General features: G+C 69.4%; 22 protein-coding genes and 1 pseudogene. 4 read left to right on the top strand and 19 right to left on the bottom strand.

The annotated features are described in order from the left end of the window. Nucleotides 1-516: 516 nt before the first annotated feature. The 4 genes from ACFVV1_RS09115 to ACFVV1_RS09100 all read right to left on the bottom strand — a co-directional run bounded on the left by ACFVV1_RS09115 (nt 517) and on the right by ACFVV1_RS09100 (nt 6,004). Nucleotides 517-1,845: a class I SAM-dependent RNA methyltransferase gene (locus tag ACFVV1_RS09115; RefSeq protein ID WP_389986785.1), complete on the bottom strand. Its 1,329-nt coding sequence runs from the start codon at nt 1,843-1,845 to the stop codon at nt 517-519. 152 nt (nt 1,846-1,997) lie between these two features. Beyond that, complete coding sequence (locus ACFVV1_RS09110) at nt 1,998-4,046, bottom strand: APC family permease (RefSeq protein ID WP_389986782.1); 2,049 nt, start codon at nt 4,044-4,046, stop codon at nt 1,998-2,000. Between the two features lie 113 nt (nt 4,047-4,159). Next, nucleotides 4,160-5,224: a 1-aminocyclopropane-1-carboxylate deaminase gene (locus tag ACFVV1_RS09105; protein ID WP_389986779.1), complete on the bottom strand. Its 1,065-nt coding sequence runs from the start codon at nt 5,222-5,224 to the stop codon at nt 4,160-4,162. 114 nt (nt 5,225-5,338) lie between these two features. Next, entirely contained in the window at nt 5,339-6,004 is a 666-nt protein-coding gene (locus tag ACFVV1_RS09100; RefSeq protein WP_389986776.1) for a GntR family transcriptional regulator, read from the bottom strand. 328 nt (nt 6,005-6,332) lie between these two features. Here ACFVV1_RS09100 and ACFVV1_RS09095 point away from each other — a divergent pair, with 328 nt between their 5' ends. Together ACFVV1_RS09095 and ACFVV1_RS09090 are read left to right on the top strand one after the other, a co-directional pair. Further along, complete coding sequence (locus ACFVV1_RS09095; protein WP_072485889.1) at nt 6,333-7,001, top strand: TrkA family potassium uptake protein; 669 nt, start codon at nt 6,333-6,335, stop codon at nt 6,999-7,001. Further along, entirely contained in the window at nt 7,001-7,678 is a 678-nt protein-coding gene (locus ACFVV1_RS09090) for a potassium channel family protein (RefSeq protein ID WP_389986773.1), read from the top strand. Before ACFVV1_RS09095 ends, ACFVV1_RS09090 begins: the two co-directional genes overlap by 1 nt. Before the next feature lie 122 nt (nt 7,679-7,800). Here ACFVV1_RS09090 and ACFVV1_RS09085 read toward each other — a convergent pair whose 3' ends face one another. The 5 genes and pseudogenes from ACFVV1_RS09085 to ACFVV1_RS09065 form a co-directional block, all read right to left on the bottom strand. Further along, the gene (locus ACFVV1_RS09085) at nt 7,801-8,571 is read right to left on the bottom strand and encodes a DUF3159 domain-containing protein (RefSeq protein ID WP_389986770.1); all 771 of its coding nucleotides are present in this window, start codon (nt 8,569-8,571) and stop codon (nt 7,801-7,803) included. A gap of 3 nt (nt 8,572-8,574) precedes the next feature. Then, entirely contained in the window at nt 8,575-8,991 is a 417-nt protein-coding gene (locus ACFVV1_RS09080; protein WP_266749209.1) for an OB-fold nucleic acid binding domain-containing protein, read from the bottom strand. Between the two features lie 229 nt (nt 8,992-9,220). Further along, a complete protein-coding gene (locus ACFVV1_RS09075) occupies nt 9,221-9,913 on the bottom strand; it encodes a response regulator (protein ID WP_389987320.1) in 693 nt (230 codons plus the stop codon). Nucleotides 9,914-9,983: 70 nt separating this feature from the next. Further along, entirely contained in the window at nt 9,984-12,527 is a 2,544-nt protein-coding gene (locus tag ACFVV1_RS09070; RefSeq protein ID WP_389986767.1) for an ATP-binding protein, read from the bottom strand. A 177-nt stretch (nt 12,528-12,704) separates the two neighbouring features. Then, nucleotides 12,705-13,062, bottom strand: a pseudogene (locus tag ACFVV1_RS09065) (ATP-binding cassette domain-containing protein); the annotation flags it as partial. Here ACFVV1_RS09065 and ACFVV1_RS09060 point away from each other — a divergent pair. Next, nucleotides 13,040-13,627 carry a hypothetical protein gene (locus ACFVV1_RS09060; RefSeq protein ID WP_389987338.1) on the top strand — a complete coding sequence of 196 codons (588 nt, stop codon included), beginning with the start codon at nt 13,040-13,042 and terminating at the stop codon, nt 13,625-13,627. The pseudogene ACFVV1_RS09065 and the gene ACFVV1_RS09060 overlap by 23 nt on opposite strands. Here ACFVV1_RS09060 and ACFVV1_RS09055 read toward each other — a convergent pair. From ACFVV1_RS09055 to ACFVV1_RS09025, 7 genes are all read right to left on the bottom strand, one after another. Then, entirely contained in the window at nt 13,602-14,270 is a 669-nt protein-coding gene (locus tag ACFVV1_RS09055; protein WP_389986764.1) for a potassium-transporting ATPase subunit C, read from the bottom strand. The two genes, ACFVV1_RS09060 and ACFVV1_RS09055, sit on opposite strands and share 26 nt — an antisense overlap. 23 nt (nt 14,271-14,293) lie before the next feature. After that, entirely contained in the window at nt 14,294-16,420 is a 2,127-nt protein-coding gene (gene kdpB / locus ACFVV1_RS09050) for a potassium-transporting ATPase subunit KdpB (protein ID WP_389986761.1), read from the bottom strand. Next, entirely contained in the window at nt 16,417-18,081 is a 1,665-nt protein-coding gene (gene kdpA / locus ACFVV1_RS09045; RefSeq protein ID WP_389986758.1) for a potassium-transporting ATPase subunit KdpA, read from the bottom strand. The genes kdpB and kdpA overlap by 4 nt, the downstream gene beginning before the upstream one ends. A gap of 7 nt (nt 18,082-18,088) precedes the next feature. Then, a complete protein-coding gene (kdpF, locus tag ACFVV1_RS09040; protein WP_037777601.1) occupies nt 18,089-18,178 on the bottom strand; it encodes a K(+)-transporting ATPase subunit F in 90 nt (29 codons plus the stop codon). 347 nt (nt 18,179-18,525) lie between these two features. After that, nucleotides 18,526-19,299 carry a DUF3710 domain-containing protein gene (locus tag ACFVV1_RS09035; RefSeq protein WP_389986755.1) on the bottom strand — a complete coding sequence of 258 codons (774 nt, stop codon included), beginning with the start codon at nt 19,297-19,299 and terminating at the stop codon, nt 18,526-18,528. A 1-nt stretch (nt 19,300) separates the two neighbouring features. Continuing rightward, the gene (gene dut, locus ACFVV1_RS09030; protein ID WP_389986752.1) at nt 19,301-19,834 is read right to left on the bottom strand and encodes a dUTP diphosphatase; all 534 of its coding nucleotides are present in this window, start codon (nt 19,832-19,834) and stop codon (nt 19,301-19,303) included. Beyond that, nucleotides 19,834-20,418, bottom strand: a complete 585-nt coding sequence (locus ACFVV1_RS09025) for a PaaI family thioesterase (RefSeq protein WP_389986749.1) — start codon at nt 20,416-20,418, stop codon at nt 19,834-19,836. Before ACFVV1_RS09025 ends, dut begins: the two co-directional genes overlap by 1 nt. A 58-nt stretch (nt 20,419-20,476) precedes the next feature. On the opposite strand from ACFVV1_RS09025, the gene ACFVV1_RS09020 reads away from it, so the two are divergent. Next, the gene (locus ACFVV1_RS09020) at nt 20,477-20,932 is read left to right on the top strand and encodes a DUF3093 domain-containing protein (RefSeq protein WP_389986747.1); all 456 of its coding nucleotides are present in this window, start codon (nt 20,477-20,479) and stop codon (nt 20,930-20,932) included. Nucleotides 20,933-20,935: 3 nt separating this feature from the next. Here ACFVV1_RS09020 and ACFVV1_RS09015 read toward each other — a convergent pair whose 3' ends face one another. From ACFVV1_RS09015 to ACFVV1_RS09005, 3 genes are all read right to left on the bottom strand, one after another. Continuing rightward, nucleotides 20,936-21,898, bottom strand: a complete 963-nt coding sequence (locus ACFVV1_RS09015) for a hypothetical protein (RefSeq protein WP_389986745.1) — start codon at nt 21,896-21,898, stop codon at nt 20,936-20,938. A gap of 12 nt (nt 21,899-21,910) precedes the next feature. Continuing rightward, nucleotides 21,911-22,207 carry a DUF4193 domain-containing protein gene (locus ACFVV1_RS09010; RefSeq protein WP_003965732.1) on the bottom strand — a complete coding sequence of 99 codons (297 nt, stop codon included), beginning with the start codon at nt 22,205-22,207 and terminating at the stop codon, nt 21,911-21,913. A gap of 404 nt (nt 22,208-22,611) precedes the next feature. After that, nucleotides 22,612-23,841: a sensor histidine kinase gene (locus ACFVV1_RS09005; protein WP_389986742.1), complete on the bottom strand. Its 1,230-nt coding sequence runs from the start codon at nt 23,839-23,841 to the stop codon at nt 22,612-22,614. Between the last annotated feature and the right edge of the window lie 5 nt (nt 23,842-23,846).

Here is a 23,846-nt window from a genome sequence, read left to right as displayed (position 1 = left end):
CCACGTCCGTCCCCCGGGGCAGCTCGCGGACGGACTGGGTACCGACGGCGCTGCCCATGTCCCCCTTGATCCGGTGTGGTACGCGGGTATACGCCCACCTCGACTCCGTGCCGGGCCGGAGAGCGGGTGGCGTCGGTGGTCATCTGTCCGCAGCGGACCACACCACCGGCCACTACAGGAGCGAGCTCCAGGCTCCGCCGACCGGCACCAGAAAACCGTAGCGGGCAGCGTTTGCGGCTCAGGAGCTGAGCATCCGCCCCCGAGCGGCTCGGCCGTCCCCGCTCGGTACGGGCGGGGATACCTGACGCCTCGTCGGAACCGGCGTCAAACGAGCGTCAGCACGTTTGACGCCCACACTCTCGGAGTGAGGGGCAAGGCATCCTCATGCTGTACACCGTCCAAAGAACCGCAGGTCAGCCGCCCGTTCCCAGTCTCGCCACATCGTTCACGTCCTGCACCCCGGGAAACAGGTCGGCCCCACCCGCCCAGAACCTGGGAACAAGAAGAACCAGCAGGTCAGAGGCTTTTTGTGGCAGGTTCAAGAATCGCCACACACTCCACGTGCGAGGTCATCGGAAACAGATCGAACGCCCGCAGCGTCCGCACCCTGTAGCCGCCGTCGCGGAAGTACGCCAGGTCGCGGGCGAGGGCCGCCGGGTCGCAGGCGACGTAGGCGATGCGGCGGGCGCCGAGGCCGGTCAGGTGCTTGACCGTCTGCTTGCCGGCGCCTGCGCGCGGGGGGTCGAGGACGATCAGGTCGGTCTCGGTGATGCCGGTGCGCGGCAGGACCTGGTCGACCTTGCCGTGCTCGATGCGGACCCGCTCCAGGTCCTTCAGGTTGTGCCGGGCGTCCTCGACGGCGCGCTTGCCGGACTCGATGCCCAGGACCGCGCCCTTCTCGCCGATGCGCTGGCCGAGGGCGCCCGCGAACAGGCCGACGCCGCAGTAGAGGTCGAGCGCGCTGTCGCCCTTGCGGGGCAGGAGGCCCTGCATGACGGCGCGGACGAGGGTGTTGGCGGCCTGGGGGTGGACCTGCCAGAAGCCGCCCGAGCCGACGCGGTAGGTACGGTCGTCGGCACGCTCGCGGACGAAGGCCCTGCCGTGCACCCGGTGGACGCCGCCGTCGCGCTCGTCGACGCGCATCACCGAGACGGGCTTGTCGAGTTCGACGAGGGGCAGTCGGCCGCCGGGCCTCGGGGTGAGGATGACCTGGCGGTCGTGGGAGCCGGTGGCGGCGATGGCTTCCACCGAGGCCATGCCGGGCCATTCCCGCTTCTCGATGCCGAGTTCGGTGACGCCGGGGGCCGCGATCAGGCAGCGCTCGATGGGCTCCACGTCGTGCGAACGGTGCTTGCGCAGGCCGACGCGGCCGTCCTCGTCGACGGCGTACTGGACCCGGGTGCGCCAGGCCGGGACCTCACCCGCGGGGAGCTTGTCGCCCTCGGCCGGCATGACGGTGCCGTCCCAGCCCGCCTCCTCGGGGGTGAGGCCCGCGAGGCGCTGGAGCTGTTCGGCGATCACTTCGCCCTTCAGCCTGCGCTGGGCGCCGGGCTTGGCGTGCTGCCAGTCGCAGCCGCCGCACTTGCCGGGACCCGCGTACGGGCAGGGCGCCTCGACGCGGTCCTTGGACGCCTCGATGATCCGTACCGCGTCGGCGCGCAGGAAACGCGAGTCGCTCTCGCCGTCGGTGACCTTGGCGATGATCTTCTCGCCGGGCAGCGTGTGCCGTACGAAGAGGACCCGGCCCTCCGAGGTGCGGGCGATGCAGTGGCCGCCGTGTGCGACGGGCCCGACCTCGACCTCGTACTCCTCCCCGACCAGCGACGACGTGGGTTCGTTCTGCATGAGGGGGTGGCTCCAGAGATCAAGGGAAAAACGGCCGGACAACAACCCACGAGTCTACGTGGGTGTCGTCCGGCCGTTTACCACAAGCGGGCGGGCGCCGTCAGCCCATGTGGCGGGTCGGCCGCGGTTGGCGCCGGCCACGACTGACGCGGTCAGCCCTTGTTCGCGGGTTCCTTGGGCCTGCGTTCCACGGGGCCGCGGCGCACCGAGCCCGGTGCGTTCCACTCGGCGCGCTTCCTGGCGCGCTTCTTCGCCGCCTCGGAGGACTCCAGCTGGTACGGGACCGAGGTCACCATCACGCCCGGGGTGAACAGCAGCCGTCCCTTGAGGCGCAGGGCGCTCTGGTTGTGGAGGAGATGCTCGTACCAGTGGCCGACCACGTACTCCGGGATGTACACGCTCACGACGTCGCGCGGGCTCTGCCGGCGCAGGCCCTTCACGTAGTCGATGACGGGGCGGGTCACCTCGCGGTACGGGGAGTCGAGGATCTTCAGCGGGATGTCGATGCCGCGCCGCTCCCAGTCCTCCTTGAGTGCCTTGGTCTCGGCCGCGTCGACGCTGATGGAGAGCGCCTCCAGGCGGTCGGAGCGGATCAGCTTGGCGTAGGCGAGGGCGCGCAGCGTGGGCCGGTGGAGCTTGGAGACCAGGACGATCGAGTGGACCCTGGAGGGCCGCATCGTCTCGTCGAGCGGGGTCTCCTCCGCCGCGATCTCCTCGGCGACCCGGTCGTAGTGCCTGCGGATCGCGGTCATCGTCCCGTAGAAGATCACCATGCCGAGCAACGCGACCCAGGCGCCGTGGGTGAACTTGGTGGCGAGAACCACGACGAGCACCAGGCCGGTGAAGAAGGCTCCGAAGGTGTTGATCGCACGGGAACGGATCATGTGGCGGCGCTTGGCCGGGTCCTTCTCCGTCGCCAGGTGGCGGTTCCAGTGCCTGACCATGCCGGTCTGGCTGAGGGTGAAGGAGACGAAGACACCGACGATGTAGAGCTGGATGAGCCGGGTCGAGTCCGCTCCGTAGATCCAGACGAGCAGGATCGCGGCTCCCGCCAGCAGCACGATGCCGTTGGAGAAGGCGAGCCGGTCACCGCGGGTGTGGAGCTGGCGCGGCAGGTAGCGGTCCTGGGCGAGGATCGAGCCGAGCAGCGGGAAGCCGTTGTACGCGGTGTTGGCGGCCAGGAAGAGAACGAGTGCGGTGGCCCCGGCGAGGACAACGAAGAAGAACGTGTGGTCGCCGAAGACGGCGGCCGCGACCTGGGAGATCACCGGGTCCTGGACGAAGCTCGAGCCGACCGGGACACCGTTGTTGATCAGGTCCTTGGCCGGGTTCTCCGCCATCTTCACATCGGTGGCCATGGCCAGGCCGATGATGCCGCAGAACATGGTGGTGGCCAGCAGGCCCATCATCGCGAGCGTGGTCGCGGCGTTCTTGCTCTTCGGCTTGCGGAAGGCGGGCACGCCGTTGCTGATCGCCTCGACGCCGGTGAGGGCCGCACAGCCGGAGGAGAAGGCCCGCAGCAGCAGGAAGACCAGTGCGAAGCCGGCCAGTCCCTGGTGCTCGGCCTTGATCTCGTAACCCGAGGTCGGGGCGTGCATGGTGTCACCGAGGACCAGGCCCCTGAACGCGCCCCAGATGATCATGATGAAGACGCCGGCCACGAAGAGGTATGTGGGAATGGCGAAGAGCTTGCCGGACTCCTTGACGCCGCGCAGATTCATCAGTGTCAGCAGCACGATGGCCGCGATCGCGCACGCCGTCTTGTGTTCGACGACGAACGGGATCGCGGACCCGAGGTTCTCCACCCCGGAGGCGATCGACACGGCGACGGTCAGCACGTAGTCGACCAGCAGCGCACTGGCCACGGTGAGACCGGCCTTGGGCCCGAGGTTGGTGGTGGCGACCTCGTAGTCACCACCACCGCTCGGGTACGCGTGCACGTTCTGCCGGTACGAGGCGACGACCGTGAACATCAGCACCACGACGGCGAGCGCGATCCAGGGACTGAAGTTGTAGGCCGACACGCCCGCGACGGAGAGCACCAGGAGAACTTCTCCGGGTGCGTACGCCACCGATGACAGCGGGTCGGATGCGAAGACGGGAAGTGCGATGCGCTTGGGGAGGAGAGTTTCTCCCAGCTTGTCGCTGCGCAGCGCCCGTCCGATCAGGATCCGTTTGGGCAGGTCGGTCAGTTTGGACACGCAGAGGATCGTAAGCGTTCCGTATGGAAGCCGCAGACCCACCAGCCGCGTGGCCCCGCAATCTCCTGCGCTCGGCCGAGAAAGCCACGAAATCCTTAACGAAATCCTTGCACTCAGGCGTCCGCGAACAGGGCGCTGTAACCGTTGAGCGCGGGCTGGCCGCCGAGATGGGCGTAAAGAACGGTGGAATCGCGGGCGATCTCGCCGCGCGCCACGAGGTCGACCGTCCCCGCCATCGACTTCCCCTCGTACACGGGGTCGGTGACCATGCCCTCGGTACGGGCGGCGAGCCGCATCGCGTCGAGGGTGGTGTCGTCGGGGATGCCGTACGTGCCCGCGTGGTAGCGCTCGTCCAGCTCGATGTCGTCCACGGTGAGCTCGCGGCGCACCCCGATGAGCCGTGCGGTGCCGGCCGCGATCCGGGCGATCTGCTCACGGGTACGAGCGGGTTCGGCCGACGCGTCGATGCCCAGCACGCGCCGCGGACGGGCGCCCGCCTCTTCGAGCGCGGCGAAGCCCGCGACCATGCCTGCCTGGGTGGAGCCGGTCACCGAGCAGACGACCACGGTGTCGAAGAACACGCCGAGTGCACGTTCCTGCTCGGCGACCTCGTAGGCCCAGTTGGCGAAGCCGAGACCGCCGAGCGGATGGTCGGACGCGCCGGCGGGGATGGCGTACGGCTTGCCGCCGCTCTCCTCGACCTCGCGCAGCGCCTGCTCCCAGCTCTCCTTGACACCGATGCCGAACCCGGCACGCACCAGGCGGACATCGGCACCGGCCAGGCGGCTGATCAGGATGTTGCCGACCTTGTCGTAGACGGCGTCGGGCCACTCGACCCAGCTCTCCTGGATGAGTACGCACTTGAGGCCGGCGCGGGCGGCGACGGCCGCGACCTGGCGGGTGTGGTTGGACTGGACGCCGCCGATCGATACGAGCGTGTCGCAGCCCTTCGCCAGGGCGTCGGCCACGAGGTATTCGAGCTTCCGGGTCTTGTTGCCGCCGTAGGCGATGCCGGAATTGCAGTCCTCCCGCTTGGCCCAGACGGCCGCGCCGCCGAGGTGGTCGGTGAGCCGGTCCAGGCGGTGGACGGGAGAGGGACCGAAGAGGAGGGGGTAGCGGTCGTACGAGGAGATGGAGGACGGGGAGGAAGAGGGGGAGGACGGGGCTGTGGGCGTCACGGGAGCTCCCTTGATCGGGGGTCGGTGTGGTGATGGAGGTGATGGAGGTGACGGTGGTGGTCGGTTCGTCTGCGGGCAGGGCAGTGCGTCCGGTTGGAGCTCGGACCGGTGGTCCTAAAGCCTCTCGGCGGACGGGTCGTCGGCGAGCTCTTCGAGTGCCCGCCAGATCTCGGCGGTGATCCGGGCCGCCCCGTCGGCATCGCGCCCCACGCACGCCTCGATCAGCCGGTCGTGCAGCTCCGCCGAGCCGTGCGCCGCGCTCGCCGTGCCGAATTGCCGCCACTCCAGGCGCCGTATCAAAGGGGTGTAGCGCTCGACGGTGGCGGCCACGGCGCGGTTGCCGCAGGCGGTGACGAGGACGTCGTGGAGCCGGTCGTCGGCGCGCAGCGCGTCCGCCACGTCGCCGCGGCTGGTCGCGTCCCGGAAGCGGTCGTTCGCCTCCCGCATCGCGGCGATGTCCGGATCCGTGAGGCGGGGCACGGCGGTCCTGGCGGCCAGTTCCTGCATGGCGCGTACGACCGCCGCCGCGTCCCGTACGTCGCGCGGCACCAGACGGGTCACCCGGGTGTAGCTCTGCGGCTTGGACTCGACGAGGCCCTCCCCGGAAAGCCGGGACAGCGCGTCGCGGACCGGGGCCCGGGACAGGCCGAGGCGTTCGGCGAGGTCGGCATCGCGGACGGGGGCACCGGGCGGGATGTCGCCGCGGACGATGGCGTCCCGGATCGCCTCGTACGCGGTGTCCCGCAGCAGGGTTCGTCGGACGGGGCGCAAGGTCTCCATGAACTGACATGTTAGATGTCTGTACTCGTCGCGTTCAAGAGTCGGTCCAGGGAGACCCCACCGGGTCGGCTCCACTCAGCGGCCTCCCCGTCCGCATCGCGGACGCATCCCGTCCACATCCCGTCCGCGTCGCGCCCGCATCCCGTCCGCAGCACGGGCGCGGCGAAAGCGCACTCGGATGAGGCCTCGCACTCCCGGCCGCATAAGCTCATCCTGGGCAACGGGACAGACCGTTGCCCCGTTGTTTGCCCGGCAAGCTGAGAAAGAAGTGTGAGCAGGGTGTTTTCGCAGGTCAGCCGGACGACCAGGACTGCGAGGTAGGCGCAAGGTGCACATCGTCATCATGGGCTGCGGGCGAGTAGGAGCCGCTCTCGCGCAGACCCTGGAGCAGCAGGGGCACACGGTCGCCGTCATCGATCAGGACCCGACGGCGTTCCGGCGCCTGGGATCCGGATTCGGTGGGCGGCGCGTCACCGGTGTCGGCTTCGACCAGGACACCCTTCGCGAGGCGGGGATCGAGGAGGCCGGTGCATTCGCCGCGGTGAGCAGCGGCGACAACTCGAACATCATCGCCGCCCGGGTCGCCCGCGAGATGTTCGGCATCGAGAATGTCGCGGCGCGGATCTACGACCCCCGGCGCGCCGAGGTCTACCAGCGTCTCGGCATCCCCACGGTCGCCACCGTGCGCTGGACCGCGGACCAGATGCTGCGGCGGCTGCTGCCTTCGGGCGCCGAGCCGCTGTGGCGGGATCCGAGCGGCGGTGTGCAGCTCGCCGAGGTGCACACCACCCCGTCCTGGATCGGCCACAAGATCAGCACGCTGCAGGAGGAGACGGGCGTCCGCGTGGCGTTCCTCACCCGGCTGGGCGAAGCCATACTGCCCACCTCGCAGACAGTGCTGCAGGAGGGCGACCTGGTCCACGTGATGATGCGTACGGACGAGATCGCGAAGGTCGAGGCGGCCTTCGCCGAAGGTCCTGAGGAGGGCGGTCACTGATGCGTGTCGCGATTGCCGGGGCCGGTGCGGTGGGCCGCTCCATCGCGGGCGAGCTGCTGGAGAACGGGCACGAGGTGCTGCTCGTCGACAAGGCGCCGACGGCCATTTCGGTGGAGCGGGTGCCGATGGCCGAGTGGCTGCTGGCGGACGCCTGCGAGATCACCTCGCTCGACGAGGCGGCGCTGCAACGCTGCAACGTCGTGATCGCCGCGACCGGCGACGACAAGGTGAATCTGGTCGTCTCGCTGCTCGCGAAGACCGAGTACGGCGTACCGAGGGTCGTCGCCCGGGTCAACAACCCGAAGAACGAGTGGCTGTTCAACGAGGCCTGGGGCGTCGATGTGGCGGTCTCCACGCCGCGCCTGATGTCGGCCCTGGTCGAGGAGGCGGTGAGCGTCGGCGACCTGGTCCGGCTGCTGCGCTTCAGCCACGGCGACGCCAACCTGGTCGAGCTGACGCTGCCCCCGGAGTCGGCGCTGGCCGGCACCCAGGTCGGCGCAGTGGCCTGGCCCGAGGACACCTCGCTGGTCACCATCATCCGCGGGCAGCGCGTTCTGACGCCGGGCACCGACGAGACGCTGGAGGCCGGTGACGAGCTGCTGTTCGTTGCCGCACAGGCACGCGAGGAACAGCTGGAGGACCTGCTGTCGGTGCGCCGGGGCGACTCGGACGACTGACCGGCTGACCGGCTGACCGGCACAGGGCGGCGAGCAGACGGAAGGGGCCCGGAACCGTACGAAACGGTTCCGGGCCCCTTCCTGCTGTCCTGCTGTCCTGCTGTCCTGGGGTCCTGGGCGGTTCAGTACTCCTGGTGCGGTGCCGCGGCGGCGGCCGCTTCCGCTTCCGCCTTGCGGGCCTTCTCGGCCTGCTCCGCTGCCTCCATCTCGGCGAACACATCGATGGGCGGCGGCGCCTTGGCGAGGAAGACCCAGGTCAAATAGACCGCGAGCAGGAACGGGGGGATCTTCAGAGCGACCAGGATCCAGCCGAGCTGGGTGGTGTCGGCCCACCAGTACAGCGGGAAGAGGATCGCGCACTTGGCGAGCAGGATCAGCCCCCAGGCGTAGCTGGACTTGGCGTACGCCTTCTTGCGGCCGGGGTTCCTGCTGCGCCAGGAGAGGTTCTCCTTGAACACCGGCCCCAGGATCAGACCGATCAGGGGCACCCCGGCGAGGGTGGTGATCAGGTAGGCGAGGGCCAGACCGAGCGTGTAGAGCATGCCCGGCAGATAGAAGTCCTTGGCATTGCCGGTCATCATCGCGAAGACCACACCGAAGGCCACGCCGAAGACACCGCTGAAGGCGTGCTTGACGGTGTCCCTGCGGATCAGCCGTACGGCGACGAGGGCCAGGGACACCACCAGGGCCGCGATGGCCGAGATGTGCAGATCCTTCTTGATCGTAAAAATCGTGACGAAGAGCAGCCCGGGAAGGACTGTCTCCACCATTCCCCGGACACCGCCGAACGCCTCGAAGAGCGCTGCCTCGGTGACCGCCTTCGCGTCGGCCTCCTGCTGGTCGGTGCGGGTGGTGCGGTCCGTGTCGGACGTCGGCTTGTCGAGAGACGTCACCGGCTACTCCTTGCCGAGTGGTCGGAGTTCGTATTTGGGGTTGAACAGCACCCGGCGTCCATGACTCATGGCGATCCGGCCCGAGGCGATGAGCTTGCGGCCCGGTTCGATGCCCGCAATGGAGCGCCGGCCCAGCCAGACCACGTCCAGCGGCGCGGTCCCGTCGAAGAGCTCCGCCTCCAGGGCGGGCACTCCGGCGCGCGGCCGCAGGGTGACGGTCCGCAACGTACCAGTGACCTTGACGATCTGCCGGTCGGTGCATTCGGAGATCCGCGTGCACCCCGAAGCCTGCGAGTCCTCCTGCAGCTCCTCGGACTCCAGGTCCTCCTGGGAGCTGGACAGACGGTCGAGCATCCGCCGGAAGCGGCCGGACGGCTTCGCCGCCTTGCCGGGCTTCTCGAATCGAGGAACAGCACTCATACCCGAAGGGTACCGGTCTCCTGTGCTCCGAGCGGGTGTCCCGGGTCTCACTCGGACGGGTCACTCATAGGGGTCATCGAACGGGTTACTCACAGGGGTTCTCGAAGGGGTCGCCTACCCGGATTCTCGAACGGGTTACTCACAGGGGTTCCCGAACGGGTCACTCACAGGGGTTCCCGTACGGGCCGGTCGCCAGGGTCGCGGAGCCCGGCCCGTACGGTCTCCCCGTTCAGCCGCGCTCGAAGCGGTAGCCCATCCCCGGTTCGGTGACGAAGTGCCGCGGGTGCGAGGGGTCGGCCTCCAGCTTGCGCCTCAGCTGCGCCATGTAGACCCGGAGATAGTTGGTCTCGGTGCCGTACGAGGGCCCCCATACCTCCTGGAGCAGCTGCTTCTGGCTGACGAGGCGGCCGCTGTTGCGGACCAGGACCTCCAGCAGGTGCCACTCGGTGGGGGTGAGCCGTACGTCGCGGCCCTCGCGGTGGACCTTCTTCGCCGCCAGGTCGACGGTGAACCCCTCGGTTTCGACGATCACCGTGTCGTCGGAGCCGTTCTGGCCGACCGGTTCGGCGCGGCGGACGGAGGCGCGCAGCCGGGCCAGCAGCTCGTCCATGCCGAACGGCTTGGTGACGTAGTCGTCGGCTCCGGCGTCCAGGGCCTCGACCTTCTCGTCGGAGGTGTGGCGGGCGGAGAGCACCAGGATCGGCACCCGGGTCCAGCCGCGCAGCCCCTTGATCACCTCGACGCCGTCCATGTCGGGCAGTCCGAGGTCGAGAACGACGACATCGGGGTGACGGGCGGCGGCGAGCTGAAGGGCGGTCGCGCCGTCGGGCGCGGCGTCCACCTCGTACTTGCGTGCCTTCAGGTTGATCACGAGGGCACGTACGATCTGCGGCTCGTCGTCGACCACAAGCACCCGGGTCATGGGGGCCCTGCCTTTCTGCTGTACGGCGATCTCCCGGGACGCTGCGGAGATCATGAGGTGGCCTGCGAGGTCATGAGGTGACCTGCGCGGACAGGTCGGGGCTGACCGGAACGTATCCCGATGCCGCCTTGAGCGTCAGCACCATGGTGAGGCCGCCGCCGGGGGTGTCCTCGGCGTCCAGCGTGCCGCCCATGGACTCCACGAAGCCGCGGGCGACGGCGAGGCCCAGTCCGACGCCCGCGCCGCGCGGGGCGTCGCCGTAGCGCTGAAAGGGCTCGAAGATGCGCTCCTTGGCGTCGTCGGGGACGCCGGGGCCGCGGTCGGCCACCCGTAGCTCGACACGGGCGCCGAGCGCGCTGGCGGCCACGTTGACGCGTTCGCCGTAAGGGCTGTACTTGACCGCGTTCTCGACGATGTTGGCGACGGCCCTCTCCAGCAGCCCGGGGTCGACGTCGACCATCGGCAGGGTCTCGGGGATGTCCAGGTCCACGCTGCCCTCGGGGACGCCGCCGAGCGCCATCGGGACCACCTCGTCGAGGTCGATCTCGCGGATCAGCGGGGTGACGGTGCCGGTCTGCAGCCTGGACATGTCCAGGAGGTTGCCCACAAGGTGGTCGAGGCGGTCGGCACCGTTCTCGATGCCCTCCAGGAGTTCCGCCTCGTCCTCGTCGGACCAGGCGACGTCGTCGGAGCGCAGAGAGCTGACGGCGGCCTTGATGGCGGCGAGCGGGGTACGCAGGTCGTGGCTGACGGCGGCGAGGAGCGCGGTCCTGATCCGGTTCCCCTCGGCGAGCCGCCGGGCCTGCTCCGCCTGGCCGACCAGGCGCTGCCGGTCCAGTACGACGGCGGCCTGGGCGGCGAACGCGCCGAGCACCCGGCGGTCCTCGGCGGGCAGCACCCGGCCGGAGAGCGCGAGCGCCATGTGGTCGCCGACGGGCATGTCCACGTCGGCGTCGTCCGGCCGGGCCACCGGGGCCGGCCCGACGCTCCCGGCGCAGGTCCACGGATCGACGTCGCTCTGCCGCTCCAGCAGGGCGACGGACTCCATGCCGAAGGTCTCGCGGACCCGGTCCAGGAGCGCGTCCAGGGTGGTCTCGCCGCGCAGCACACTGCCCGCCAGGAAGGAGAGGATCTCCGATTCGGCGCGCAACCGGGCGGCCTGGTGGGTACGGCGGGCCGCCAGATCGACGACCGAGGCGACCGAGACAGCCACCGCGAAGAAGATCACGATGGCGACGAAGTTCTCCGGATCCTGGACGGTCAGCGTATGGGTGGGCGGGGTGAACCAGTAGTTCAGCAGCAGCGAGCCCACGGCGGCCGAGGCGAGGGCCGGCAGCAGCCCGCCGATCAGGGCCGCCGCCACGGTCATGAAGAGGAAGAGCAGGACGTCGTTGGCGAGCCCGGGGCCGCTGTCCAGGCCGGTCAGGAGCAGCGTGAGAAGGGCCGGGCCGCCCACCCCGACCAGCCAGCCCCAGATGATCCGGACCCGGCCCAGCCGGGCACCGCGCGCGATGGGCAGCCCGCGGCCCTTGGCGACCTCTTCGTGGGTGACGATGTGGACGTCCAGGTCGGGGCCGGAATCGCGGGCGACCGTGGCGCCCACGCCCGGTCCGTAGATGTACTGCCAGGCCTTGCGTCGGCTGGAGCCGAGGACGATCTGCGTGGCGTTCACCCCACGGGCGAATTCGAGGAGGGCCGACGGTATGTCGTCGCCGATGACATGGTGGAACGTGCCGCCGAGGTCCTCCACGAGGGTGCGCTGGACGGCGAGTTCCTTGGGCGAGGCGGAGGTCAGTCCGTCGCTGCGGGCGATGTAGACGGCGAGGATCTCGCTGCCGGAGCCCTTGGCCGCCATCCGGGACGCGCGGCGGATGAGCGTACGGCCCTCGGGACCGCCGGTGAGTCCGACGACGATGCGTTCGCGGGCCTGCCAGGTGGTGCGGATGTTGTGCTCGCCGCGGTACTGCTGAAGGTATTCGTCGACCCGGTCGGCGACCCAGAGGAGGGCCAGCTCGCGCAGGGCGGTCAGGTTGCCGGGGCGGAAGTAGTTGGACAGGGACGCGTCGATCCGGTCCGGCTTGTAGATGTTGCCGTGGGCCATCCGGCGGCGCAGCGCCTGGGGCGACATGTCGACGAGTTCGAGCTGGTCGGCCCTGCGGACGACCTCGTCGGGGACGGTCTCGCGCTGCCGTACGCCGGTTATGGCCTCGACGACGTCGCCGAGTGATTCCAGGTGCTGGATGTTGACGGTGGAGATCACGTCGATGCCGGCCTGGAGGAGCTCTTCGACGTCCTGCCAGCGCTTGGCGTTGCGGGAGCCCGGCACGTTGGTGTGCGCCAGTTCGTCCACCAGGGCGACGGCCGGGGCGCGTTCCAGTACCGCGTCGACGTCCATCTCGGTGAAGACGGCGGAGCGGTACTCGATCTCGCGCCGCCGGATCTGCTCCAGGCCGTGCAGCATCACCTCGGTGCGCGGGCGGTCGTGGTGTTCGACGAAGGCGACGACGCAGTCGGTGCCCCGCTCCACGCGTCGGTGGGCCTCGGAGAGCATCGCGTACGTCTTGCCGACGCCGGGTGCCGCACCCAGGTAGATCCGTAGCTTGCCGCGTGCCATGGCCCCATTGTCTTCTCTGAACCGGCTGCGGCCGATGCGGCAGCCGGTTCGAAGCTACCCCGAGGATTCCCGGCATATAGGACGGGGGGTGCGGTGAGGGACCGAATTGACAGGATTCTGACGCCCGGACCGGGGCCCGGCGGGCCGGTCCGGCGGGGCGGCGTCGCCCTCTCCCCGCTACTCGTGCTCGACGATGTGCCCGTCGCTCAGCTCCAGCACCCGGTCCGCCGACCCCAGCAGCTGCGCGTCGTGCCTCGCGACCAGCGCGGTGCCCCCTCGCTCCGTACCACCGCCCGCAGCAGCTCCACCACCGCGAGCCCGGTCTCCGCGTCGAGTTGCCCCGTCAGACGTTCGCGATCAGCAGCGCGGGGCGATTAACCGGTGCGCGGGCGATCGCGACGCGCTGCTGCCGGCCGCCGGAGAGATCTCCGGGGCACTGAGCGGCATGGTCGGCGAGGGCGACCATGGACAGCAGCAGCGCCACCCGGTCCTCACGCTCGCGCGGGTCCGCCGTGCGCAACCGCACGGGCACGCCCCGACGCCGCAGAACCCCTGCCGCCCTGGTGGCCGCGGCCGTGAGCGGCGTCGCGCTGACCGCCGTCCCCGCCTCGGCCGCGATCGGCGGTCCGGGCGTCGGCGACCCGTACTTCCCCGACGACGGCAACTCCGGCTACGACGTGTCGCACCACGACGTCCGTATCGCCTACGACCCGGCGCGCACAGGCCACCTGGACGGCGACACCCTGCTGCACGCCCTGCGGCGCACGGTGGGTGACGACGCGTTCTTCCGGACGCTCAGGACTTGGACCCGTGACCACGCGTACGGCAACGCCTCGTTCCGGCAGTTCGAGGCGCTGGCGGCGAAGGTCTCGGGCAAGGACCTCAAGGGCCTCTTCGGGGCCTGGGCCGACGGCACGGTCATCCCGTCGGAGAAGTACCTCTACCCGGGCAGCCTGGGCTCGCCGGCCGCCCGGACGGGCGCGCGGAACCAACACCGAAGGAAGCCCGAAGAAGCGCCGAAGGAGCCTGACGGCACCGAGGTGTCGTCAGGCTCCCCGAGCCTCCTGGAGGTTCTCAGCCCTTGTTCACCAGCTGCTTGAGCGCGATGTTGAGCTGGAGGACGTTGACCCGCGGCTCTCCCACGAAACCGAGAATCCGGCCGTCCGTGTGCTGCTCGACGAGCTTCTCCACCTGGGCGACACCGAGGTGGTTGCGCTCGGCGACGCGGCGCACCTGGAGCTCTGCGTACGCCGGGGAGATGGCGGGGTCGAGGCCGGAGCCCGACGAGGTGACGGCATCGGCCGGCACGTCGGCAGGGCTGATGGGGTGGCCGGGGACGGAGTTGTCCTTGACGACGGCGGCCTTGGCGGCGGTGACCCGGTCGATGAGTTCCTTGTCGTCGCCGGAGCGGTTGGTCGCGCCGGAGAGGATCAGCTTGTACCGGGTGTTGACGCTGTTGGTGCCGAGGCCGTCGGACGGGCGCGGCTGGAACCACCTGAGGTCCGGGGCCGCGGTCTGCTGCCCCTCCTTCAGCGGCAGGTCGTAGCGCTGGCCGATGAGTTCGGAGCCGACGGCCTTGCCGTTCGCGTTGATCTCGGAGCCGTTGGCCTTGTCGGGGAAGATGCCCTGGGCGACCCCGGTGACGGCGAGCGGGTAGAGCACGCCGCATACGACGGTGAGGACGAGCAGGGCACGCAGCCCGGCCCAGAGCAACCGGGCGGTGTTTGCTACGGAGTTGTTCATGGCAGGTCAGCCGATTCCTAAATTCAGTTCAGCCCGGGGACGAGGGAGATGATCAGGTCGATGATCTTGATGCCGATGAACGGGGCGACCAGTCCGCCGAGCCCGTAGATCCCGAGGTTGCGCCGGAGCATCGAGTCGGCGCTGCTGGGCCGGTAGCGCACGCCCTTCAGGGCGAGCGGGACCAGCGCGATGATGATCAGCGCGTTGAAGACGACGGCGGACAGGATCGCGGACTGGGGCGAGGACAACTGCATGATGTTGAGCTTGTCCAGGCCCGGGTGGACCACCGCGAACATCGCCGGGATGATCGCGAAGTACTTCGCGACGTCGTTGGCGATCGAGAAGGTCGTCAGCGCACCACGGGTGATGAGCAGCTGTTTTCCGATCTCGACGATCTCGATCAGCTTGGTCGGGTTGGAGTCCAGGTCCACCATGTTCCCGGCTTCCTTGGCGGCCGAGGTTCCGGTGTTCATGGCCACGCCGACGTCCGCCTGGGCCAGCGCGGGCGCGTCGTTGGTGCCGTCGCCCGTCATCGCGACGAGCTTGCCGCCCGCCTGCTCCCGCTTGATGAGGGCCATCTTGTCCTCGGGCGTGGCCTCGGCGAGGAAGTCGTCGACCCCCGCCTCCTCGGCGATGGCCTTCGCGGTCAGCGGGTTGTCGCCCGTGATCATGACCGTCCTGATGCCCATCCGGCGCAGCTCGTCGAACCGCTCCCGCATGCCCTCCTTGACTACGTCCTTGAGGTGGATGACGCCCAGGACGCGGGCGCCGTGCTCGTCCTCCAGGGCCACCAGCAGCGGCGTGCCGCCTGCCTCGGAGATCCGGTCGGTGAGCGCCTGCGCGTCCGGCGAGACACTGCCGCCCCGCCCCTTGACCCAGGCGACGACCGAACCGGTCGCGCCCTTGCGGACCCTGCGTCCGTCGACGTCCACGCCCGACATCCGCGTCTGGGCGGTGAAGGCGACCCATTCGGCCTGCCGCAGCTCGCCCTGGTGGCGTTCGCGCAGCCCGTACTTCTCCTTGGCGAGCACGACGATCGAGCGGCCCTCGGGCGTCTCGTCGGCCAGGGAGGACAACTGGGCCGCGTCCGCCAGCTCGGCCTCGGTCGTGCCCTTGACGGGAACGAATTCGGCGGCCTGACGGTTGCCGAGCGTGATGGTGCCGGTCTTGTCGAGCAGCAGGGTCGAGACGTCTCCGGCGGCCTCGACGGCACGCCCCGACATCGCGAGCACGTTGCGCTGGACGAGGCGGTCCATGCCGGCGATGCCGATCGCGGAGAGCAGGGCGCCGATGGTCGTCGGGATCAGGCAGACCAGCAGGGCGGTCAGCACGATCATCGACTGCTTCTGGCCGGCGTAGATCGCGAAGGGCTGAAGGGTGACGACGGCGAGCAGGAAGACGATGGTGAGGGACGCGAGGAGGATGTTCAACGCGATCTCATTGGGTGTCTTCTGCCGGGCGGCGCCCTCGACGAGGGCGATCATCCGGTCGATGAAGGTCTCACCGGGCTTGGTGGTGATCTTGATGACGATCCGGTCGGAGAGCACCTTCGTACCGCCGGTGACGGCACTGCGGTCGCCGCCGGACTCCCGGATGACCGGCGCCGACTCCCCCGTGATCGCGGACTCGTCCACGCTCGCGACACCCTCGACGACGTCTCCGTCGCCGGGAATGATGTCGCCGGCCTCGCAGACCACCAGATCACCGACGCGCAGCTCGGTGCCCGGCACCCGCTCCTCGTTCCTGCCGGTCATCCGCCGGGCCACGGTGTCGGTCTTGGCCTTGCGCAGGGTGTCGGCCTGCGCCTTGCCGCGGCCCTCGGCGACCGCCTCCGCCAGGTTGGCGAAGATCGTGGTCAGCCACAGCCAGACGGCGATCGCCCAGCCGAACCAGTCGCCCGGGTCCAGGCAGGCCAGCACGGTGGTGAACACCGAACCGATCAGCACCACGAACATCACCGGGGACTTGACCATCACCCGGGGGTCGAGCTTGCGTACGGCGTCGGGGAAGGACTTCAGCAACTGCTTGGGGTCGAACAGGCCCCCGCCGACGCGTCCTTCGCTCTGGTGACCCGTGGGCGTGTCCTGGTGCGGTGCCCGGGTGGGGGTGACAGTGGACATCGAGTCCTCTTGCTTCGTACGGGTGGTCATGACGCCAGCCCTTCGGCCAGCGGCCCCAGCGCCAGGGCCGGGAAGTAGGTCAGCCCGGTGATGATCAGGATCGTGCCGACCAGCAGCCCGCTGAAGAGCGGCTTGTGCGTGCCCAGGGTTCCCACGGTCGCCGGTACGGGCTTCTGCTCGGCGAGCGAGCCGGCCAGCGCAAGTACGAACACCATCGGCAGGAACCGGCCCAGCAGCATCGCGAGTCCGATCGTCGTGTTGAACCACTGCGTGTCCGCGTTCAGCCCGGCGAACGCCGAACCGTTGTTGTTCGCACCCGAGGTGTACGCGTACAGCACCTCGGAGAATCCGTGCGCACCGGAATTCAGCATCGAGTGGGGCGGGGTGGGCAGGGCCATCGCCGCGGCGGTGAAGCAGAGCACCAGCGCCGGGGTGATCAGGATGTAGCAGGCCGCGAGCTTGATCTCGCGGGTGCCGATCTTCTTGCCGAGGTACTCGGGCGTACGGCCGACCATCAGACCCGCGATGAACACCGCGATGACCGCCATGATCAGCATGCCGTAGAGGCCGGAGCCGACACCGCCGGGCGCGATCTCGCCGAGCTGCATGCCCAGCATCGTGATCCCGCCGCCGAATCCCGTGTACGAGGAGTGGAACGAGTTCACCGCACCGGTCGAGGTGAGCGTGGTGGCCACGGCGAAGATCGACGAACCGGCGATCCCGAACCGGGTCTCCTTGCCCTCCATCGCCCCGCCCGCGATGTCGAAGGCGGGTCCGTGGTGAGCGAACTCGGTCCACATCATCAGAGTGGTGAAGCCCAGCCAGATGACGCCCATCGCCGCCAGGATCGCGTAACCCTGCCTCAGCGAGCCGACCATCCGGCCGAACGTCCGCGTCAGCGCGAACGGAATGACCAGGATGAGGAAGATCTCGAACAGGTTGGACAGCCCGTTGGGGTTCTCGAACGGGTGGGCCGAGTTGGCGTTGAAGTAGCCGCCGCCGTTCGTACCCAGCTCCTTGATGACCTCCTGGGAGGCCACGGCGCCACCGTTCCACTGCTGGGAGCCGCCCATGAACTGGCCGACCTCATGGATGCCGGCGAAGTTCTGAATGGCACCGCAGGCGACCAGCACCAACGCGCCGACCACGGCGATCGGAAGCAGGATCCGTACGGTGCCGCGCACCAGGTCTGACCAGAAGTTGCCCAGCTCACCGGTACGGGACCTGGCGAAGCCCCGTACGAGCGCGACCGCGACGGCGATGCCGACGGCGGCCGAGACGAAGTTCTGCACCGCGAGGCCGCCGGTCTGGACGACATGGCCCATGGCCTGCTCGCCCGCGTACGACTGCCAGTTGGTGTTCGCGACGAACGACGCAGCCGTGTTGAACGCCTGGTCGGGGTCGATCGAGGCGAAGCCGAGCGAACCGGGCAGAGCACCCTGGAGCCGCTGCAGCAGATAGAGGAAGAGAACACTCACCGCGGAAAAGGCGAGGACCCCGCGCAGATACGCGGTCCAGCGCATCTCCGTGTCGGGGTTGGCGCCGATGGCCTTGTATATCCACTTCTCGACGCGAAGGTGCTTCTTCGAGGAGTAGACGCCGGCCATGTGGTCGCCGAGCGGTCGGTACGCAAGTCCCAGCGCCGCGACGAGCGCGAGGACCTGGAGCATGCCGGCAAGGACGGGGCTCATATCGGGCTCAGAACCTCTCCGGGTACAGGAGGGCGAGGACGAGATAGCCCAGCAGGGCTACGGCCACGACGAGGCCGACGACGTTTTCGGCGGTCACAGCTTGGCCACCCCCTTGGCGATGAGAGCCACCAACGCGAACACCGCGATCGTGGTGACGACGAAGGCCACGTCGGCCATCGTGTGCTCCTAGATGAGGTACGGATTCTCGGACCTCATGAGCAAACCTCGCGTCAAAGGCGTCGCGGCCTGCGTTGATGGCTTCCTTACGGGGAACGCCGGGCCCTTGACGGCCCGCATACGTGCCTCATACGCGCCCCATACGCGCCCCTTTTGTGCGCTCTCCGGAACCGGCCCGGGGCAGCGGAAAGGCCGGTGGGCCTACCCCCTTGAAAGGGGGTACGGCCCACCGGCCTGAAGCTGTACCGGGCGGCTGTCCGGCTCGGCTCAGCGCACCTCGGTGATCTCGGGTCCGCGCTGGAGCTGGCCCATGCCTCCGGAGAACTTCGAGTTCTCCTGGCTCTCCTGCTGGACGCCCTCGGGCACCATCTGAGCGTCGTCGGGGAGCTTGAGGACGATCGGGTCGCGCGGCGCCATCGGGCCCTCGCCGCGGACGACCACGGTGTCCCGGAAGACCGTTTCCAGCAGCCCCGCCGCCTCCGGCTGTACGGCGCCCTGGCCGGAGATCACTCCGCGCAGGAACCAGCGCGGCCCGTCGACGCCGACGAAGCGCACCAGCTGCACGCCGTTCGTCCCGTCCGGGAGCTGTACGGGGACCTGGGCTCGCAGCTCCCAGCCCAGCGGGCCCTCGACCTCGTCGATGATCCCGCCCTGCTGGGTGATGCCCGAGGCGATCTCCTCGCGGACCTCGCCCCAGATGCCCTCCTTCTTGGGGGCGGCGAAGGCCTGCAGCTGGATAGCGCTGTCGCGCAGCACCACGGTCGCCGCGACGATCGCGTCACCGGCCACCTCGACGCGCAGCTCCATGCCCTCGACGCCGGGCACGAAGATGCCGCCCAGGTCGACCCGGCCCTCGCCGGGCTGGGAGACCTCGGTGATGTCCCACGGTCCGTCCGGCCGCGGCGCCGGCGGGAGATTCACCCGACGCGAGCCGCTGTCGGCCCCATCGGCGTCATCGAGCTCGTCGACGACCTGCTCGGCCTCGCGCGCTTCGTCCGCCACGTCCTCGGCGGAACCACTCTTCTTGCGACGTCCGAACACGTCACTGTCCTTCCCGGTCGGGTACGACCGAAGCGTAGCTGTTCCCGCCCTGGGTATTCCCGCCCCTGACGCCATCAACATCACCGGAAGTGTGGCCTCCGGTGGAACCGAAGCCTCCCTCGCCGCGAGCCGAGCCGGGAAGCTCCGCCACCTCGTGGAAGCGCACCTTCTCGACCTGCTGAACGACCAGTTGGGCAATCCGGTCGAACCGCTCGAACCGCACGGGCTCGCGCGGGTCGAGATTGATGACGATCACCTTGATCTCTCCACGGTACCCGGCATCAACCGTCCCCGGGGCATTCACGAGTGCGACTCCGCAGCGTGCGGCGAGGCCGGACCGCGGGTGCACGAACGCGGCGTACCCGTCGGGCAGCGCGATCGACACCCCGGTGGGCAGCACGGCCCGCTCGCCCGGGGCAAGTTCGGCGGCCTCGGTGGTCACCAGATCGACCCCGGCGTCGCCCGGGTGCCCATAGGCCGGAATCGGCACCTCCGGGTCGACACGGCGGATCAGTACGTCCACGGGACGGCGCATCAGGGGTTCACCTCGAACGCGCGAGCGCGCTTGACCTGGTCCGGGTCGGCCATCGCCGCCCGGATCTCGGCCGGACGGCCGTTCTCGATGAAGTGGTCGACCTTGACCTCGATGAAGAGGGCCTCGGCACGGACCGCCACGGGTCCGTCCGGCCCGCCGATCCGGCCGGTCGCCCGGGAGTAGATCTTCCGGCCGTGCACGGCGGTGATCTCGGCGTCGAGGTGCAGCACGGTGTCCACCGGGACCGGCAGCACGAAGTCGGTCTCCAGCCGCCCGGTCACCGCGATCACCCGCAGCAGCCAGTTCAGCGAGCCGAGCGTCTCGTCCAGCGCGGTGGTCAGAATGCCCCCGTGCGCCAGGCCCGGGGCGCCCTGGTGGGCGGCCTGCACGGTGAACTCGGCGGTGACACCGACCCCCTCGCCGGCCCGCGCCTGGAGGTGCAGCCCGTGCCGCTGTCCTTCGCCGCAGCCGAAACAGTGTTCGTAGTGCGCGCCGAGGAGTTCGCCGGGGGCCGGGGCTTCGGGGTGTCGGACCGGTTTCACCGCGCCGACCGGGGGCTTCAGAGCCGCAGATGTTCCACTCACAGGCGCAGACCTTACCCGCGCGGCCACCCGGGGGTCGCGCCGTGCCAAGCTTGGGTTCATGCAGCCTTCCACCCCGCCCTTCGACGAACGACTGACCGCGCCCCGTTCGTGGTGGCTCATCGCCTTCCTGGTCGGCATCGCCTGTGCCCTGATGCTGCTCCCGCTCGGCACCCTGCCGCTGCTGGCCGGCCTGGTGGGCGGCACGGCCCTGTCGGCGGTCGCGGTGAGCTCGTACGGCTCGGCCAGGATCCGCGTGGTCGCGGGTGCCCTGGTGGCCGGTGACGCGCGGATCCCGCTGACGGCGCTCGGCGAGGCCGAGGTGCTGGACGCGGAGGAGGCCCGCGCGTGGCGCTCGTACAAGGCTGACGCCCGTGCGTTCATGCTGCTGCGCAGCTACATCCCGACGGCGGTCCGGGTGGAGGTCACCGACCCGCAGGACCCGACGCCGTACGTCTATCTGTCGACCCGCGAGCCGCAGGCCCTGGTCGCGGCGCTCAGTGCGGTAGGGGCTTAGACCCTAGGGCTCCGGCTCGCCCGGCAGTTCCTTCCGCCCGAGGCCCGGCCTCTCCGGCGGAGGCTGCTGCGGAAGCCGGTCCCAGGGGATCTGGCGCTTGCGCAGGTCCTTCCTGACCCGTTCGGCAAGCTTTCTGGTGTCGCGCCGGTTCATCATCGCGCCGACGGCGGCGCCGACCAGGAACGGGACGAGATTCGGCAGATCGCGCACCATGCGCTTCGCGATCTGCTGGCGCAGCTCACGCTTCATCCGGCCGCCCAGCGCCGCGTCGACCGTCGCCGGGTGGGTGACGTCGATGCCGCGCTCCTCCGTCCAGGACGTGAGGTAGGCGCCGGAACGCTGGGTGATCCCGCCCGGTGGGCGCAGCCCGTAGACCTCGTGCAGCTCGGCGATGAGCTTCATCTCGATCGCGGCCACACCGCTGATCTCCGCCGCCAGCTCGGCGAGCATGGCGGGCGGTACGGGCATCATGGCCGCCGCGCCGATACCGGCGCCGACGGTTGCGGTGGCTCTGCTCGCCCCTGCTATGAGCTTGTCGGCGAGCTCCTCGGGCCCGAAGCCAGGGAACTGCTTGCGCAGGGTGGCGAGATCGCGCACAGGGATGCGGGGAGCGTTCTGGATGATCAGGTCGGCGATATGACCGATCGCGGCCCTGGCGCTCTCCCCGCCCTTGCGTGCTCCCCGTTTCACTGAACTCAGACGGCCTGCCCCGGTCACGGGCTCCGTCCTGTCGACCTGTCCGGCCCCATCGGCCGTGTCGACTTCTTCTTTTCCTTCGGCTGCCGTGACCGCTTCGAGCGAGGCCCACCGGCCCCGCTCGCCGTCCCGCTCACCCGGGGAGGGTGGCAGGGCGGCCCGCTCAGCAGGCGCTGCTACGCCTTCTGCCGGGCCTGTGCCGCCCTGATTCGCCTCCGACGACCTTTTGCGCCGCAAGCGTCGCTTCCGGAACGGTGTGTCGCCTGCCACGGTCGGCTCGACCTAGTCGCAGTCGCGGCAGATCGGCTGGCCGTTCTTCTCGCGTGCAAGCTGGCTCCTGTGGTGCACGAGGAAGCAGCTCATGCACGTGAACTCGTCGGCTTGCTTGGGCAGGACCCTTACGGCCAGTTCTTCGTTGGACAGGTCTGCGCCGGGCAGTTCCAGTCCTTCGGCCGCGTCGAACTCGTCGACGTCGACGGCGGACGCCGTCTTGTCGCTCCGGCGTGCCTTGAGCTCTTCAAGGCTGTCCTGGTCGACGTCGTCATCGGTCTTGCGTGGGGTGTCGTAATCCGTTGCCATGTCGCTCTCCCCCTCTGGGTGTCTGCGGTGTCTCAGCGCTCGTAACGCGTGAGAGGCCGGACTTGTGCCCGACCCGAGGCGGAGATTTTGCCTCACATCAAGGTCTGTTACTCAATCGACACCCAAAAGGACCGCTCGCGAGCGATCGGCTTGGGTGGCGATGGGGACCGTACACGGTCCCGGTCTCGCGCTTCACGGGCGCCACCCCGTGTACTTCCCGTGATATCGGGCCCCGAAAACCCCGACTTTTGTGGGTTTTCCGGTGAAGGCCCTGATCACGGAGCGTTGACGTGCCTGAATTCGCTCCTGTGATCGATCACACACGCCCGCTCTGGGCGCAGGTCCCGAAAATTCCGCTCAAAGCGAACAAAGCAATTCGCGTGCGGATCGCTCCGCCCGGCCCGTCAGGCCGGAAGTGAGACACGCATCACAAGACCACCCCCCTCGCGGGGTTCTGCGAGGATACGGCCGCCGTGAGCGCGCGCCACGGACCGCGCGATGGACAGGCCGAGCCCCACCCCCTTGTCGCTGCCCGTTCGCTCCGTACGGAGCCGCCTGAAGGGCTCGAAGATGTTGTCGATCTCGTAGGCGGGCACCACGGGTCCCGTGTTCGAGACCACCAGCACGGCCTGGCCGGACTGCAGCTCGGTGGTGACCTCCACCCAGCCCTGCTCCGGGACGTTGTAGCGCACGGCGTTCTGTACGAGGTTCAGCGCGATCCGTTCCAGCAGGACGCCGTTGCCCTGGACGACGGCGGGGGCCCGCTCGCCGCGGATCTCCACGCCGCGCTCCTCGGCCTCGCCGCGCGTCTGGTCGATCGCGCGCGAGGCCACCTCGGCGAGGTCGACGGGTTTGCGCTCGACGATCTGGTTGTCACTGCGGGCGAGCAGCAGCAGGCCCTCGACCAGCTGCTCGCTGCGCTCGTTGGTGGCCAGCAGCGTTTTGCCGAGCTGCTTCAGCTCCGGCGGGGCCTGGGGATCGGAGAGATGGACCTCGAGCAGCGTGCGGTTGATGGCGAGCGGGGTGCGCAGTTCGTGCGACGCGTTCCCGACGAATCTCTGCTGGGCGGTGAAGGCCCGCTCCAGGCGGTCGAGCATCTCGTCGAAGGTGTCGGCGAGCTCCTTCAGCTCGTCGTCCGGCCCGTCCAGCTCGATCCGGCGGGACAGATCGGTTCCGGCCACCCGGCGGGCGGTGCGGGTGATCCGGCCCAGCGGGGAGAGCACCCGGCCCGCCATGGCGTAGCCGAAGGCGAAGGCGATGACGCTGAGGCCGACCAGGGCCAGCAGCGACCGGTTCAGGAGGGTGTCCAGCGCACGCTGGCGCTGGTGGTTGACGCAGGTGTTCATGGCCGCGTTGAAGGCGTCGGGCGTGGACTTCTCGTTGAAGTTGCAGACGTCGCTGGTGACCTGGCCGCTCACGATCTTGAACGGTAGCTCGCTGCCCACATGGAGGGCCTGGGCGGCCAGCATGTAGATGATCGAGAGCAGCAGGATGCCCGCGATCAGGAACATGCCGCCGTACAGCAGCGTGAGCCGTATCCGGATGGTCGGGCGCAGCCAGTAGGGCGGCTCCTGCTGTTTGGGCTCCCAAGTGGGCTTCGGGGGCGTCGTCGGCGGCGCGGGGACGGTGGGCATCGGCC

Source organism: Streptomyces sp. NPDC058092, assembly GCF_042884935.1.
GTDB lineage: Bacteria > Actinomycetota > Actinomycetes > Streptomycetales > Streptomycetaceae > Streptomyces.
Note: the sequence above shows the minus strand (reverse complement) of the source record. Positions and strands in the feature narration are given on the sequence as shown.